Annotated in this window: 12 protein-coding genes and 1 rRNA gene (1 of these 13 cut by a window edge); 9 read left to right on the top strand and 4 right to left on the bottom strand. The window is 35.6% G+C overall.

The genetic code is table 11. The annotated features are described in order from the left end of the window. The first annotated feature begins 81 nt into the window (after nucleotides 1-81). A complete protein-coding gene (locus tag I5776_RS18535; protein ID WP_246483839.1) occupies nucleotides 82-2,652 on the top strand; it encodes a putative bifunctional diguanylate cyclase/phosphodiesterase in 2,571 nt (856 codons plus the stop codon). Nucleotides 2,653-2,695: 43 nt separating this feature from the next. Here the strand turns inward: I5776_RS18535 and I5776_RS18530 are convergent, their stop codons facing one another. Next, nucleotides 2,696-3,604 carry a TetR/AcrR family transcriptional regulator gene (locus tag I5776_RS18530; RefSeq protein WP_202778014.1) on the bottom strand — a complete coding sequence of 303 codons (909 nt, stop codon included), beginning with the start codon at nucleotides 3,602-3,604 and terminating at the stop codon, nucleotides 2,696-2,698. A 186-nt stretch (nucleotides 3,605-3,790) separates the two neighbouring features. On the opposite strand from I5776_RS18530, the gene I5776_RS18525 reads away from it, so the two are divergent. From I5776_RS18525 to modB, 3 genes are all read left to right on the top strand, one after another. Beyond that, nucleotides 3,791-5,320, top strand: a complete 1,530-nt coding sequence (locus tag I5776_RS18525) for a DHA2 family efflux MFS transporter permease subunit (protein WP_202778013.1) — start codon at nucleotides 3,791-3,793, stop codon at nucleotides 5,318-5,320. Between the two features lie 157 nt (nucleotides 5,321-5,477). Beyond that, entirely contained in the window at nucleotides 5,478-6,263 is a 786-nt protein-coding gene (modA, locus tag I5776_RS18520; protein ID WP_246483838.1) for a molybdate ABC transporter substrate-binding protein, read from the top strand. Between the two features lie 6 nt (nucleotides 6,264-6,269). Further along, nucleotides 6,270-6,926 (top strand): molybdate ABC transporter permease subunit, encoded by a 657-nt coding sequence (gene modB, locus I5776_RS18515; protein ID WP_202778012.1) that lies wholly within the window; start codon nucleotides 6,270-6,272, stop codon nucleotides 6,924-6,926. A gap of 53 nt (nucleotides 6,927-6,979) precedes the next feature. Here modB and I5776_RS18510 read toward each other — a convergent pair whose 3' ends face one another. Continuing rightward, complete coding sequence (locus I5776_RS18510; RefSeq protein ID WP_202778011.1) at nucleotides 6,980-7,369, bottom strand: SLAP domain-containing protein; 390 nt, start codon at nucleotides 7,367-7,369, stop codon at nucleotides 6,980-6,982. 250 nt (nucleotides 7,370-7,619) lie between these two features. Here I5776_RS18510 and I5776_RS18505 point away from each other — a divergent pair, with 250 nt between their 5' ends. Then, entirely contained in the window at nucleotides 7,620-8,597 is a 978-nt protein-coding gene (locus tag I5776_RS18505; RefSeq protein WP_202778010.1) for a proline dehydrogenase family protein, read from the top strand. Nucleotides 8,598-8,659: 62 nt separating this feature from the next. Here the strand turns inward: I5776_RS18505 and gsiB are convergent, their stop codons facing one another. Together gsiB and I5776_RS18495 are read right to left on the bottom strand one after the other, a co-directional pair. After that, nucleotides 8,660-9,046 carry a glucose starvation-inducible protein GsiB gene (gsiB, locus tag I5776_RS18500; RefSeq protein ID WP_202778009.1) on the bottom strand — a complete coding sequence of 129 codons (387 nt, stop codon included), beginning with the start codon at nucleotides 9,044-9,046 and terminating at the stop codon, nucleotides 8,660-8,662. Nucleotides 9,047-9,173: 127 nt separating this feature from the next. Beyond that, nucleotides 9,174-10,424 carry a helix-turn-helix domain-containing protein gene (locus I5776_RS18495; RefSeq protein ID WP_202778008.1) on the bottom strand — a complete coding sequence of 417 codons (1,251 nt, stop codon included), beginning with the start codon at nucleotides 10,422-10,424 and terminating at the stop codon, nucleotides 9,174-9,176. Between the two features lie 119 nt (nucleotides 10,425-10,543). On the opposite strand from I5776_RS18495, the gene I5776_RS18490 reads away from it, so the two are divergent. The 4 genes from I5776_RS18490 to I5776_RS18475 form a co-directional block, all read left to right on the top strand. Further along, nucleotides 10,544-11,845, top strand: a complete 1,302-nt coding sequence (locus tag I5776_RS18490; protein ID WP_202778007.1) for an MFS transporter — start codon at nucleotides 10,544-10,546, stop codon at nucleotides 11,843-11,845. Between the two features lie 253 nt (nucleotides 11,846-12,098). Continuing rightward, nucleotides 12,099-13,160: a YeeE/YedE thiosulfate transporter family protein gene (locus I5776_RS18485; protein ID WP_425490389.1), complete on the top strand. Its 1,062-nt coding sequence runs from the start codon at nucleotides 12,099-12,101 to the stop codon at nucleotides 13,158-13,160. A gap of 11 nt (nucleotides 13,161-13,171) precedes the next feature. Next, nucleotides 13,172-13,396, top strand: coding sequence for a sulfurtransferase TusA family protein (locus I5776_RS18480; protein ID WP_066235671.1), 225 nt, complete (start codon nucleotides 13,172-13,174; stop codon nucleotides 13,394-13,396). A gap of 1,068 nt (nucleotides 13,397-14,464) precedes the next feature. Next, a 16S ribosomal RNA gene (locus I5776_RS18475) occupies nucleotides 14,465-15,650 on the top strand (it continues 366 nt past the right edge of the window).

Genomic DNA, 15,650 nt, shown 5'->3' with positions numbered 1-15,650 from the left:
TAGGAGATTAATATGTTCAGCGTGAGAAATTTTCATTTGCGATGGAATAAAGAATTCTTTCTTTATATAATTTTATTAGGGATGGTTCTTTTTTCTTCAAGTTATAAATTAACCATGGAATATGGATTTATTTTTTCCTTTACAAGTATTTTTTTATTTTTAATCCTTCGCCTATATGGACTTCCACAAGCTGTATTAACAGCATTATTAGCATTTTTTGTTATTCCTCATCATTTTTCAAGTATCGCCTTTCATTTTCTTTTAATTACAGAAATCATTTTTGTAGGGTGTTTTTTTTATAAAGGCAGAAAGGCAAAAATGTTTTTTGTTGATGCATTATTTTGGTTAACAATTGGATTGGTTGCTTTATATTTAATCAATCATCCATATGTAAAAGGGCAAGCTCTTTATTTTCAAATATGCAAAAATATTATTAGTGGTTTTCTTAATGTTTTGCTGGCGGATATGCTTTTGGCCTATGTTCCTTTTTACAAATTATTTAAAAATAATAGAGTGAACAAGAATAGCGTATCTATTCATCAATTTCTATTCCATGTGACACTAATCTCTATTATTATCCCCTTTTTCTTAAGTGTGATGACGAATGTTTGGACAACACAAAGATATGTTAAGAAAGAAATTATGCAACAAGCGGAAAAAAATATGAATTTAATAGTTGAAGATATTGCTTATTTAAATAAGGATGGTATTACGGAAATTTCTTTGCAAAATGAAAAATTGTTAAATGAACTAAATCTATTGGTTAAATCTCATCGATCTTCAGAATATGACATTATTATTAGTGACTATTCTAACCGGGTTTACGCTTCAAGTTCTGAGCGAATATCTGTTCATGATGTTTATAACTGGAGAAAAAATCATTCAGTTCATCAGATGAATAGTGGCTTTTATGAGGTTTTACCAAATGGCAATGAGGATTATCCTATAGGTAAATGGAATAAAGGGGACTATCTATTCACGGGGGAGTTGAACTCAGTTCCTTTGAAATTTGTGATTAAATACCCCATTTCACAATTTCAAAATAAAATTTATAACATTTTTTTGGATCAATTTAAGTTTTCACTAATTTTTGCATTAATTATAGCCTTGCTTGTCCAAATAGTTAGCAACCTATTTATGAAAAATGTAAACCAGTTAACCACTGCAACTACTGGATTACCTCAGAAACTGATTCAATTCGAGAAGATTGATTGGCCGCAAATTTACGTTTCGGAAATGAAAGTGCTTACTCTGAACTTGGTAAAGATGGGTGAAAAAATCATAGAATTATTTCGTGAAAGTACAGACATGAATGAAAAGCTAAAGAAACAAACGGACAAATTAAAACATTCAGAGGATAAACTACATCAATTAGCTTTTTATGATGTGTTAACCGGTTTGCCTAACCGACTGTATTTTCATGAATTTGTAAAGTCGCTCATTCAAAGAGGTACATCAAAACATATTGCAGTCATTTTTATCGATATTAATCAATTCAAGCAGATAAATGATACACTCGGGCATGTCGCTGGAGATACACTCCTTCAATTAGTTGCTAATAAGTTGCTGACACTCCATGAAGATCATCGGGAGGTCTTTCGACTTGGCGGAGATGAATTTGTGATTGTTCAGAATGTAAATCATCGTGAGGAGGTTAATCACACATTAGAGCAAATGGCACAGGAATTTGCTGAACCATTTCCTGTCCAACGTCAATTACTATATATTTCCGCGAGTATTGGAATTAGCATGTATCCTGAGGACGGTAAAGATTTGGATACTCTTGTAAAATGTGCAGACATTGCTATGTATAGTTCAAAGGAAAATGGTGGGAATGCCGCTCAATTCTTTGATAAATCGATGAAAAATAAATTTGAAGATAGTCTCACGATCGAAAATGCGTTAAGAGCAGTTATTGATAAAGGCGGCTTTGAACTCTATTATCAGCCTAAGTTCTGTAATGAAAAGGTTACTAGTATGGAGGCATTAATTCGTTGGCAGGATCCGAAACTAGGATTCGTTTCACCTGGTACGTTTATTCCCATTGCCGAGGATATCGGGTTGATTTTACAAATCGATGAGTGGGTGTTAATAAATGCCTGCAAACAAAATAAGGCGTGGCAGGATAATGGTTTGTCCTCTATACCTGTATCGATTAATATTTCAGCCCGACACTTCCAACAGGATTATTTAGTTTCACTTATTAAATATGCACTGGATGTATCAGGTTTAGCTCCAGAGTATTTAAAACTGGAAATAACCGAGAGTGTGTTTATCAAAAATCTTTCACATGTTGCTGGGATGATTCGACAGTTAAAAGAATTAGGTATTCATATCTCAATTGATGATTTTGGAAAGGGCTATTCATCTTTGTATCAATTACTTCAGTTACCAATTGACGAGATAAAAATTGATAGACAATTCATAATGGACATCGATCAAAATGAGAAAAAGTCTTTACTTGTTCGATCCATCCTTGATATTGCACATGGACTTCAATTAAATGTAGTAGCAGAGGGTATTGAAACGGTGAACGAACGAGATATTTTAGTGCAAATGGGCTGCGATGAACTCCAAGGATATTTGTTCAGTAAGCCGATAAGCAGTGAGGAGATGGAGAAGTTCCTTTCCAGGGACCAAGTGTATAGTTAAATTGAGCAGCGAACAGTGGTAAAAACTGTTCGCTTTTTAAGATTTATGCTTCCATTGAAGAGGTTTCCGTATCGAGATAAGCAAAATAATCTTCAATCAATTGTTCAAGCCGTTGAAGTGCCTTTTTATTTATGAATGTCGGTTCGGATTTTAAAGAAAAAAGTACACTTTCTATTAAAAATTTTCGTGGTTTTTTTGAATCAAAAAGTTCTTCCTCCACAAAGTCCAGTATACGGATCTGATTTGTCTGATCATTCGAGATTCCCTTTTTTATGTCTAATATGGATCGATAAAGTTTTTGTTGAAAACCCCGGTTATCTTTGATACAATTTGGCAGCCATCCTTCTAACTGTTCCGGATTAAATAATTGGTTTCCGGATTTCTCCAACTCATTTACCATTCCAATTAAACGCTCCACACTATAGCGGATTACATGGTTAATATTATAACTGGTGTCCTTAGCCATGAAATGATATTTAATATTCTGCTGTAGTATTCCAGTGAACATAATGGCACTATCCAGTAAATATGGCTTCTTACTTTCACCGAAGATGTCTATAAGGCGCTGGTAAATCCAACTTAGTACTCTTAGTTGTCCTTGTTTCAAAAATGCTTTCAGTTCATTATCATTCGATACCATTACTTCTTCGAAAAGAGTAAATAACTTATTTCTTTGATTCGCTTTCATTTGCATTTCAAGCTGCTTAATAAAGATTTCAATATCAGATGGACTTTGACCAATCAATAAACTATTTCGATCTTTTTCCAGCTTTGTATGATTTGTTTTAAAAATCGCCATTAATAACTCTGATTTTGATGAGAAATAATTATAAAAGGTTCCCTTCGAAATCCCGCTATAATCTAAAATTTCTTGTATGGATGTCGCTTGAAAACCTTTGTCAATAAATAGTTGGTGTGCCATCTTAATGACATTTTGTTTCCGATCATTCATTTTATCACCTTATTATAAAATTATACTGCTAGTATAAAAGTATAGTATCCTATTTATTTAATCAATTCAAATCTAGTAGAATTATAAAAAGTTTTGATTGCATTAATTGAACTGATGGTTTATGATATTGTTTATGTGAAACACTGGTTCAAAAAAGTGGACCATATGTCTATAGGGAGGAAAATAATGGAACAATCGATAAAATCAACGAAGCGCCCACCTTATGGGATTATTGCTGTCCTAATGGTTGGAGCGTTTATTGCATTTTTAAACAATACGTTATTAAATATCGCACTGCCGTCAATTATGAAGGACTTGGAAGTGGGACCTTCGACTGTGCAATGGCTGGCTACTGGGTTTATGTTAGTAAATGGAGTGTTGATTCCTACCACTGCATTTTTGATTCAAAAATACTCTGTTCGCCGATTATTCTTATTAGCAATGGGGTTATTTACAGTAGGTACAATTCTCGCTGGCTTTGCCCATATATTCGGCTTATTATTGGCAGGGCGAATGATTCAAGCTTCAGGTTCTGCAATTATGATGCCACTATTAATGAATGTAATGCTCGTCAGTTTTCCGGTAGAAAAAAGAGGAACAGCAATGGGCTTTTTCGGTTTAATCATGATGGGAGCACCAGCGATTGGTCCGACTTTATCAGGGTGGCTAGTGGAACAGTATGACTGGAGGATGCTTTTCCACGTTATTACACCAATTGCTATTGTCGTATTCTTACTTGGTTTATTCTTACTTAAAGATAAAAAAGATAAAGTAAACATCCGACTTGATATACTTTCGGTTTTATTATCAAGTGTAGGATTCGGTGGGATTCTTTACGGATTTAGTTCAGCAGGTAGTAAAGGTTGGGATAGCCCGCAAGTATATGGAACGTTAATTGCAGGTGTTCTTTCATTAGCTTGGTTTATTATACGTCAATTATATCAAGAAAAACCAATGCTAAATTTCAAAATTTATAAATATCCAATGTATGCTTTATCATCGGTCATTTCCATGGTTATTACAATGGCTATGTTTTCTGCTATGATGCTTTTACCTATTTATGTTCAAACGATCCGTGGAATATCTCCATTAGATGCAGGACTAATGTTATTACCAGGTGCAATATTGATGGCTCTTATGTCACCTATTACAGGTAAATTATTTGATAAAATTGGTGGAAGAATATTAGCGATTATCGGACTTTCGATTACAATTGTAACGACTTACTTTTTTAGTAAATTATCACTTGATACTTCGTATACACAATTAATTATTCTTTATTCTTTACGTATGTTTGGTATGTCAATGGTTATGATGCCTGTTTCGACGAATGGCTTAAACCAATTACCTGCAAGATTCTACCCGCATGGTACTGCTATGAATAGTACATTGCAACAAGTTTCTGGTGCCATCGGTACAGCATTGTTAGTTACAATTATGTCTAACCGTACGGAATCACAGGCTAAAGAATTAGCTGCAGATGCGATGAAACATCTAACAGGGCAACCTACAGAAGCAGCAATGGCTGCAATGAAGCAGCAAATTGAAATGAAAGCTATGTTAGAAGGAATCAATTTCGCCTTCTTTGTAACAGTCTTTATAGCTGCTGTTGCACTCATTCTTTCATTCTTTATTAAACGTGCAAAACAAGCCGAAGATCCTGCAGTAGAAGCAATGACTAACGAAAAACTTGAAACAAAATTAGCAGGGAACTAAAAGGACTTTAGTGACCTCCGATAAATCAAGGCCTATTTCAAAATGAAATAGGCCTTGATTTTTTAGATAAGGGATTGATCCGTTGTTCTGTTAAGAATAAATATTTATAATTAATAGCTAAGTATAAGAATAAATTGTATGAAGGAGGGCGGGGCAGTTGAAAAGGTCTTTTTGTTTAGTAATAGTAGCTATTTTATTATTGATTGTTGTTTCCGGGTGTTCTAAATCAAAGGAAGATAAAGAGTCGAATTCGAAAGTAGAATTGACAATGTCTGCAGCAGCAAGTTTACAAGATGCATTAAATGAAATCCGTAATGATTTTGTTAAAAATCACCCTCAAATAAAGGTAAATTTTAATTTTGGAGCATCTGGAGCATTGCAACAGCAAATACTGCAAGGAGCGCCTGTTGATCTGTTTTTCTCGGCAGCTGAAGATAAATTTACGAAATTAATTCAAAAGGGACTTATCGATAAAGAAAAAGGTACGAACCTAGTAGGTAATGAACTTGTCCTTGTTGTTCCTAAAAATTCTAAAATAGGAATACACTCGTTCGAAAATATACCGAAAGTTGAAAAGGTTGCCATTGGCACCCCTGAATCAGTCCCAGCTGGGCAGTATGCAAAGGAAACGTTAGAACATTTACATTTGTGGGGGGAAATTAAAGAGAAAACTGTGTATGCAAAAGATGTTCGTCAAGTACTTACATATGTAGAAACAGGAAATGTTGATGCAGGGATTGTCTACAAAACGGATGCATTGGGTTCGCAAAAAGTAAAAATTATTGCAACTGCAGCGAAAAATTTGCATGCGCCGATTATTTATCCTGTAGGAATGATTAAAAACGGTTCACATCCAAAAGAAACGCAACTTTTTTATGATTATTTACAAAGTGAATCAGGGATAAAGGTTTTAGAAAAGTATGGATTTAAGGGGTTAAAATAAGATAAAATGGCAACTAATTTTTGGTCACCCGTCATACTATCAATCGAAATCGCATTTATTTCATGTATTATTGTATTTATTTTAGGAATATCTTTTGGAAAGTTTATGGCAAATCGATTGTTTAAAGGTAAGTCACTTATTGAAACGATTTTTCTTTTACCACTCGTCTTACCGCCAACGGTTGTTGGCTTTTTACTAATTATTTTCTTTGGGCGAAATAGTCCTATTGGCCAGCTAATTGAATCGATCTTTCAACAACCAATCATGTTTACGTGGTGGGCAGCTGTTATTGCTGCAACTGTTGTTGCCTTTCCTTTAATGTATCAATCTTGTAAAACGGGCTTTGAAGCGGTCGATAAAGATATTGAAAATGCGGCCCGTGTAGATGGGGCAAGTGAATTTAACATCTTCTTATTTATTTCGTTACCCTTATCATTGAAAGTTATTATTTCAGGTGTAATCATGAGTTTTGCGCGGGCTTTAGGGGAATTCGGAGCAACCTTAATGTTCGCTGGAAATATTCCCGGTAAGACGCAAACTACACCAACTGCGATATACATAGCGATTGATTCTGGGAACATGGATATGGCTTGGCTATGGGTAGCATGTATGATTGGGATTTCTTTTCTTATGTTGTTTGGAATACAGTTGGTGAGAAAGTAATTGAAAAGGTACTTTTAAAAAAGCGATTCATTAAAAGAATCGCTTTTTGATATCTAATTATTTTTCCCATCCATTTCAATATACCCATTTAATAAATCCGCTTGCTGAAGAACACTATTAACGGGAAAAATAAATGTCCACGGTATGCTCGTATTTCTTTCCACTAATAAGTTTGGAATGGAAAAGATATGTTCAGCAATCAATTTGTTGTTTTTAAAATAAAGTAGTTTTCTATTATTGAAAATTAAGGTTTGTTCACTAAAATTTTGAATAAGGGTGGTCACTAATAATTCACTCTTATGATTCACCGCTTGCCATAAGGGAGTAAATTGAATTCCTCGATTAGTTGAGGAATTTGTTTTTAGAAAAACATTGTTAATTCGTTCACGATCTTTTTCAGATATTGTTTTATCCCATGCTCGCTCAAATTGTAGGTTTTGCATAATGGGCACCCCTTTAGTATGAATTAACTCTAGTGTAACATATTGAATTTTTTTATATGGAAAAGTAAAATTAGTAGGGACACCGCAAAAATTAATGAAACCAAGTACTTTCGCAATTTTTAGAATGATAACGGATTCACAAAGATGTGCTATAATAAGATAGTAGTATTTTTTTATAAAGATAATAGCTAGTTAGTAAACTTTGAGAATACTAAAAAGTATAAAAAACCAATTGTAAGGAGTAATCGCTATGTTGAAAGATCTTTTTATGGGCTTATCCCAGAACCAATTATTAAATAGTGCAGCTAAGAAGTATGGGTTAAAGCTGGGAGCACAAAATGTTGTAGCTGGAACGAATATAGAAGAGACTATCAAGAGTATTAAAGAGCTTAACTCCCACGGGATCTCCTGTACTGTTGATAATTTAGGAGAGTTCGTCTATGAAAAAGAAGAGGCGACAGAAGCGAAAGAACAAATCCTAAAAGTGATAGATGCGATACATGAAAATCATGTGGATGCACATATTTCTTTAAAGCCGACACAATTAGGTTTAGATATTGATTATACATTCTGTTTAAATAACTTGGAAGAAATTGTTGAAAGAGCAAGTAAATACGACATTCATGTCAATATTGATATGGAAGATAATAGCCATCTGCAGCCATCATTTGATATTCTAGATGATTTGTCCAGAAATTACGATAATGTAGGAACAGTCATCCAAGCATATTTTTATAGAGCGGAAGAGGATATTCAAAAATATAAAAATTATCGTTTGCGTATTGTAAAAGGTGCATATAAAGAGCCGAAAGAATTTGCTTATCAAGAGAAAAAAGAGATTGATGAAAATTTTATTAAATTAATTGAATGGCATTTATTAAATGGAAAATTCACTTCTATCGCTACACATGACCATAATATTATTGATCATGTGAAGAGGTTTGTAAGGGCTAATAATATTCCATATGATAAATTTGAATTCCAAATGCTTTATGGTTTTAGAAAAGAGCTTCAATTACAGTTAGCAAGTGAAGGGTATAACTTTTGCACGTATGTACCTTTCGGCAGTGATTGGTATGGCTACTTCATGAGACGTCTTGCTGAAAGACCGCAAAATTTAAATCTTGTTGTAAAGCAAGTCTTTAACAAGAAAACGAATACAGTTATTGGTGTCGCAGCGGGTGCATTTCTATTAGGCAGATTGTCTAAGAAAAATAAAAAGAAGTAAATGATTCTATAAAAAACCAGGTCCAATCATAATTGGACCTGGTTTTTCCATTTATATTTTAATTAGTCATTATTCTGACGTGAGCGAGCCTCTCCGCCTTTTTCGCCAATTTCTTTATAAAATTCTTTGTCATGGTTTTTAGAAGTAGCTTCTCCGCCTTTTTCACCAATTTCTTGATAGAATTCTTTGTCATGGTTTTTAGAAGTAGCTTCTCCGCCTTTTTGGCCGATTTCTTGATAGAATTCTTTATCGTGATTTTTAGCGGTAGTTTCTCCACCTTTTTGACCAATTTCCTGATAGAATTCTTTATCATGATTTTTAGCGGTGGCCTCTCCACCCTTTTGACCAATTTCTTGATAAAACTCTTTGTCGTGGTTTCTAGCGGTAGCTTCCCCGCCTTTGCGTCCCGCTTCTTCAGTACTCATTGAATTAGTATTTTTGTTAGCCATTAAAATCCTCTCCTTAGTAGAAATTTTTTTAACTGTGCTTACACTAATATGTATACCCGGGACAAGCAGGGTTAAACAAACAAATGATAGTTTTATAGAAAAAAGACAAATGAAGGAGGAAGAGATCTTATGATTCTTCCGCTTCATTTGTCTTACTTGCCTTACCTTTTATTTTTTCGTACGTATCATAAATCATCTCTTTATATGGAGTATGTGGAAGAGGTGAAATCTTTTCCACAGCTATTTTTGCAGATTCTAGTGCTAAATCTATCTTTTGTAATTCAACATAACAAAGTGCTTTGTATGAATCTGTTACATAAAAAATTGATAAATCGAAAGGGTGATGAAAGTTCTCGGGTATTTCCACCTTTTTTAGGTAAAGGAGTGCCTCTTTAAAATGTCCAAGTCCATACAATGCTTTCCCTTTTTCAAGATAAAACCAAACTTTGAAATTACACATATCTTCTGATTCTAAGTTATATTGATTTATCAATTGCAAAGCATAATGATAATTTTGCTCTTCAGCTATGATCGTCATTATTTGTAATAACTCATGGAACACAATCGAATGCCTATCATCCGCAAATTCTCCATATTGTTTCAACTTTTTTGTGTAATAATCCCTTTTCTCTTTATTATGAGACATAAGTGCTTCTGCGGCAGCAAGTCTATATAAATCATCTATTCGATAAAATAGACGCTTTTCTTTTGAAAAATCGATCGCTTTTTCCATAACCTGTATCGCCGATTTTGAATCACCAACAGCGAAATATAAAATGGCTTCGTGATAATCGAGATCAAGTCGAGTCATTTGATTCATGTAAGCTTGTTTTGATTCAAGTTTTGCCCGTTCATGTAAAAATAAAGTGAGACTCTCCTCGTACTCGTGGGTAATGAATTTCTCAGATGAGCGAAAGATACTAATATCTGCTTGATAAGAAGCAAGGTTTAATTGCTCGTAAAGAAAGTAGGCACGATCAGCAATCTCCTCCCATCCACTTTTTTTGCTCCGATATAGACTTCGACTATATATATCCAATAATCGTGCAGATGCATACCCTTGTGTCAGGTTATTTATAAAAGGTTTAATAAGAGAGACAAGCTCAATATATTTATTTGGTGATTTTTCGAAATCTGAACTATATATATTTTCTGCTTGTTCAAGAATCTCCATTAATTCAGCTGAACTTATTTCTTCTAATAAATCAGCTGTATCAACTTCAAGTCGTTTTGCAATATAGGACAGACTTTCCATCGAAGGCTGTGCTTTATTATTTTCGATAAGACTTAGCATCCCTTTTGTAAGTACGTCTCCAGCTAATGCTTCAAGTGTCAACTTTTTTTGTTTTCTTAACTTTCGTATCCGTTCTCCCAACATAAATAGGCACTCTCCCAATTTTGTTAATTTGTTTAATTATATTAAACTTTTCGTTGTAAAGGAAGCGGGAACGTGTTAAGATTTGTTTAATTAAATTAAACTTATGGTGGTGGTTAGTTATGGAAAGTGCATTAATGCTAAAAAAAGCAACGTATCATTTATGGACATTCGCAATTAGCAAATTAATTTCATCCTTCGGTGCCCAAGTATATTCCTTTGCAATTAGCTTTTATATTTTACAAATGACAGGTTCTGCAACAAGTTTTGCAACAAATTTACTTTGTAATATTTTACCACGAGCTCTTTCTGCCCCTTTTGCAGGATATATCACGGATAATTACTCCAGAAAAGCAATCGCTATTACCTCACAAATTGCAACAACTTTGGCCATTGGAGGGTTGTTGTTTATAAGTCTTACGTCTGGTCTTTCTTTAATCGCAGTTTATGTTACTACTTGTATTTTATCCCTTACATCTATGTTTTCATCAGTCGCATTCACTTCCTCCATTAGCGGGCTAGTTGATGAAAAAAGAATTCAAAAAGCGATGTCCCTGAATCAAATGTCTATTTCTTTTGCAGCAATCGGCAGTCCTGCAGTAGGTGGTCTTCTATATGGTGCAGTCACCATGCCTACATTTCTTATTACGTATATTGTAGCTTGTTGTATTGCTGTTATTCTCGAATCAACGATGAACTTCAAATTATTCGCCAATCGAAAAGAACAAAATGTAGAAGATAAAAAGGAATCCATGTGGCAAAGTATGAAAGCTGGAATTAGCTATTTGAAATTACAGCCCCTTTTGGTGGCCGTTATCTGGATCGCATTTTCAGTGAATTTTTTACTAGGTGCTTTTGAGGTAGGATACTCCTACATTCTAATTGAAAAAATGAAAATGCCTTCACAGCATTTCGGCCTTACGGAAGGAGCTTTTGCAGTAGGAATGCTGGTGGTGTCGATTTATTTTACTATTAGAAAGGAAGTATCATTTCCGCTCCTTGTTTCGAAAAGAGGAATTATTGCTATGGGATTGATTATGTGTGGAATTGCTTTGCCACTACTTCTTTCAATGTCATATTGGTTAGTATTTACTTATTATATAATGTTAATGTTTGGCCTAGGTGCAATGGTTATTTTCGTCAATACCCCAATGCAAGTGATGTTACAAAAGAAGATTGATGATGATTATAAAGGGAGAATCTTTTCCATACTCGAAACGATGTCATTAGCCCTAATGCCATTAGGAATGATCTTATATGGATTTTTGTACGACGTCTTTCCTGCACAATGGATATTATTGCTATCGGCAGCACTCCTCATTGGAATTGTACTCATACTTGCAAGACCCTCTGTCCTTCACAAAGCACATCCACAGCTTATTAGAGGGAGAAAACTCAATGGGGAAACTGGGGCTGTTTCGTAAAGAGGTGATCAACAATACAATGTGTTTTAGATGAAAAAGAACAAACGAGTGAAAAATGATAAACGCTGTCTCAAAATGTCTGCTAGGCTTGCTTTTTGAGATGGCATTTTTTTTATGGAAATATAGCTCATACATTAAATGTAGCACGATTTACAATAGGAATTTTATCACTTGACGCAATTATTTAATACTCATAATATATAATGCATATAAGTTTACTTGGGATTAAAAGGAGGGAAAACAAATGTTTCAAATGATTGTTACTGGGTTGCTTTGTGGAGCATTACTAGGCTTTGTTATGCAAAGAGGTCGATTTTGTCTTACTGGTGGATTTCGTGATATGTACATCGCTAAAGATAATCGAATGTTTTATGCATTACTCATTGCAATTGCTATTCAAAGTGTAGGGGTATTTTCACTTATCCAATTTGGTGTGATTGAGTTTTCAGCAGGAAGTTTTCCATGGGTAGCAGTCATTTTAGGTTCTTTTGTATTTGGAATCGGAATCGTTTTAGCTGGAGGCTGTGCAACCGGTACATGGTATCGCGCTGGTGAAGGACTCCTAGGAAGCTGGATAGCCCTTTTTGGGTATATGTTCATGAGTGCTGTTATGAAATCCGGATTACTCGTTCCAGTTAATCAATCGATTCAGTCTGTACAATTACCATCTAATTCGATTGCAGAAACAACTGGTTTATCTGTATGGATCTTTATCTTACTATTTGTAGCGATTGTCGTAGCAATTGTTATAAAACAACAAAAAAAGCCGAAAATTGCAATTCCGACTATGAAGCCTAAACGTACAGGACTAGCACATTTGTTATTTGAAAAACGGTGGCACCCATTTTTTTCAGCTATTTTAGTAGGGCTAATTGCCATTTTAGCTTGGCCACTTAGTGAAGCTACTGGAAGAATGTCCGGTTTAGGTATTACAACTCCATCAGCAAATATTCTTCAATATTTGGTAACAGGAGATCGCTCGTTTGTTAACTGGGGTATTTTTCTGGTCTTAGGAATTTTCCTAGGTTCATTTATTGCCGCAAAAGGTAGCAACGAATTTCGATTCAGAATGCCGGATGCGAAAACCGGAATCACTAGTTTCATAGGTGGAAACCTAATGGGCTTTGGAGCGAGTTTGGCGGGTGGATGTTCTATTGGTAATGGATTGGTGATGACAGCGATGATGACGTGGCAAGGCTGGGTTTCCCTGTTGTTCATAATTTTAGGAACATGGACAGCATCATACTTCATCTTTGTTCGTCCGAAAGTAAGGAAGAAATCACCTACTGTTCAAACAAAAATAAACATGGCTTAGGAGGGAAGGAAATGCAAAAAGTTTTAGAAGTAATGGGGCAAGTATGTCCTTTTCCGTTGGTAGAAGCAAAATCTGCTATCGAAGAAATAGAATCAGGAGATGAACTAGTTATTAAATTTGACTGCACTCAGGCTACAGAAAGTCTCCCGCGTTGGGCAGCAGAGGAAGGTCATGCAGTGACTAATTTTGAACAAATAGGAGATGCTGCCTGGACGATTAGTTTGAAAAAGAAATAATATAGTAGAAATATGATTAATTATTAATTTTAAATATATAAAGTTTATGAAAAGAACTGTTCGTTTTTTCTAATGGCTTCTCTTCTGGGGTACAAAAAACAAAAATAACATATGAAATCACAATAATTAAACAAAGAAAAAACTGCGTTTTTATTTAAAAATTGCAGTTTTTTTAACGTTATTAATCAACTTTTTTCCGTGTGTTGATTAAACATCAACTATTCGGAAAAGCTGAATAGTTCAACCCTAAATAAAATGATACTTACAAGTTGAATATCTTTTGATATGACCCTATTATAACTGAATGTTGAATTTACCGTGTTTGAAAAATAAACGGAAAAATTCCGTTTAAATTTGAAAATACTCATATTTTCCTAAAGATAAGGGGAGTTTTTCCGCTTATCTTATTCAAATCTTTGGATTTTGTCGCATTTAGAGCAGTTAACCGGAATATCTCCGCCTATATCTTCTTCTTAACCCACCCTTATATACAATAGACGGAAATTCTCCGCTTATGAATTCTTATACCTACACGAAAATCAACAATGAAAAATAATAGAGCCTCCGATATAATAAAAAATGAACATAAAATCAGTAATTAATATCGAGAAAAATAGCATTGCACAACAGCTGATGTACAAAGTTAATTTAATGCTAAATCGCATGCGATTTACTTATATTGTCTCCTTCAAGAGAACCCGATACGTTCATAGTCTTTTTTTTATAGGTTTTACAATGAAAGAAAAACAATCATTTTAGATTATTGACTTATCTAAAATAAAATAGTAATATAATAACTCTGCTAAAAAAAAAACAGCAGGACGAAAAGAATAATAAATATTTCGTTTACGTTATTGACATTATATTATTAGTCTGATAGAATTTATAAATGTCGCTGATACGAAAAAGATTTGAAAAAATTATTTCAAAAAAGTGTTTGACGATTAAAAGAAGATGTGATAATATATAAAAGTCGCTTACGAAAGCGAAGAAATTGATCTTTGAAAACTGAACAAAACGAAACGTCAATTAATTTTTTATTTTTTAACTAGAGCTATGTCAAACATCTTTTTGGAGAGTTTGATCCTGGCTCAGGACGAACGCTGGCGGCGTGCCTAATACATGCAAGTCGAGCGAATCTGATGGGAGCTTGCTCCCTGATGATTAGCGGCGGACGGGTGAGTAACACGTGGGTAACCTGCCTGTAAGACTGGGATAACTCCGGGAAACCGGGGCTAATACCGGATAACTTTTTCCTTCGCATGAAGGAGAATTGAAAGATGGCTCTGGCTATCACTTACAGATGGACCCGCGGCGCATTAGCTAGTTGGTGAGGTAACGGCTCACCAAGGCGACGATGCGTAGCCGACTTGAGAGGGTGATCGGCCACACTGGGACTGAGACACGGCCCAGACTCCTACGGGAGGCAGCAGTAGGGAATCTTCCGCAATGGACGAAAGTCTGACGGAGCAACGCCGCGTGAGTGATGAAGGTTTTCGGATCGTAAAACTCTGTTGTTAGGGAAGAACAAGTATCGTTCGAATAGGGCGGTACCTTGACGGTACCTAACCAGAAAGCCACGGCTAACTACGTGCCAGCAGCCGCGGTAATACGTAGGTGGCAAGCGTTGTCCGGAATTATTGGGCGTAAAGCGCGCGCAGGCGGTTTCTTAAGTCTGATGTGAAAGCCCACGGCTCAACCGTGGAGGGTCATTGAAACTGGGAGACTTGAGTGCAGAAGAGAAGAGCGGAATTCCATGTGTAGCGGTGAAATGCGTAGAGATGTGGAGGAACACCAGTGGCGAAGGCGGCTCTTTGGTCTGTAACTGACGCTGAGGCGCGAAAGCGTGGGGAGCGAACAGGATTAGATACCCTGGTAGTCCACGCCGTAAACGATGAGTGCTAAGTGTTAGAGGGTTTCCGCCCTTTAGTGCTGCAGCTAACGCATTAAGCACTCCGCCTGGGGAGTACGGCCGCAAGGCTGAAACTCAAAGGAATTGACGGGGGCCCGCACAAGCGGTGGAGCATGTGGTTTAATTCGAAGCAACGCGAAGAACCTTACCAGGTCTTGACATCCTCTTGCCCTCCCTAGAGATAGGGATTTCCCTTCGGGGACAAGAGTGACAGGTGGTGCATGGTTGTCGTCAGCTCGTGTCGTGAGATGTTGGGTTAAGTCCCGCAACGAGCGCAACCCTTGACCTTAGTTGCCAGCATTTAGTTGGGCACTCTAAGGTGACTGCCGGTGACAAACCGGA

Origin of the sequence: Heyndrickxia vini, from assembly GCF_016772275.1 — a bacterium.
GTDB lineage: Bacteria > Bacillota > Bacilli > Bacillales > Bacillaceae_C > Heyndrickxia > Heyndrickxia vini.
Note: the sequence above shows the minus strand (reverse complement) of the source record. Positions and strands in the feature narration are given on the sequence as shown.

What these genes read in the sequence shown, in the direction of transcription:
- I5776_RS18535 (WP_246483839.1), top strand. Translation starts at nt 82, where the DNA reads ATGGTTCTTTTTTCTTCAAGTTATAAATTAACCATGGAATATGGATTT.
- I5776_RS18530 (WP_202778014.1), bottom strand. Translation starts at nt 3,604, where the DNA reads ATGAATGATCGGAAACAAAATGTCATTAAGATGGCACACCAACTATTT.
- I5776_RS18525 (WP_202778013.1), top strand. Translation starts at nt 3,791, where the DNA reads ATGGAACAATCGATAAAATCAACGAAGCGCCCACCTTATGGGATTATT.
- modB (WP_202778012.1), top strand. Translation starts at nt 6,270, where the DNA reads ATGGCAACTAATTTTTGGTCACCCGTCATACTATCAATCGAAATCGCA.
- I5776_RS18510 (WP_202778011.1), bottom strand. Translation starts at nt 7,369, where the DNA reads ATGCAAAACCTACAATTTGAGCGAGCATGGGATAAAACAATATCTGAA.
- I5776_RS18505 (WP_202778010.1), top strand. Translation starts at nt 7,620, where the DNA reads ATGTTGAAAGATCTTTTTATGGGCTTATCCCAGAACCAATTATTAAAT.
- gsiB (WP_202778009.1), bottom strand. Translation starts at nt 9,046, where the DNA reads ATGGCTAACAAAAATACTAATTCAATGAGTACTGAAGAAGCGGGACGC.
- I5776_RS18495 (WP_202778008.1), bottom strand. Translation starts at nt 10,424, where the DNA reads ATGTTGGGAGAACGGATACGAAAGTTAAGAAAACAAAAAAAGTTGACA.
- I5776_RS18490 (WP_202778007.1), top strand. Translation starts at nt 10,544, where the DNA reads ATGGAAAGTGCATTAATGCTAAAAAAAGCAACGTATCATTTATGGACA.
- I5776_RS18485 (WP_425490389.1), top strand. Translation starts at nt 12,099, where the DNA reads ATGATTGTTACTGGGTTGCTTTGTGGAGCATTACTAGGCTTTGTTATG.
- I5776_RS18480 (WP_066235671.1), top strand. Translation starts at nt 13,172, where the DNA reads ATGCAAAAAGTTTTAGAAGTAATGGGGCAAGTATGTCCTTTTCCGTTG.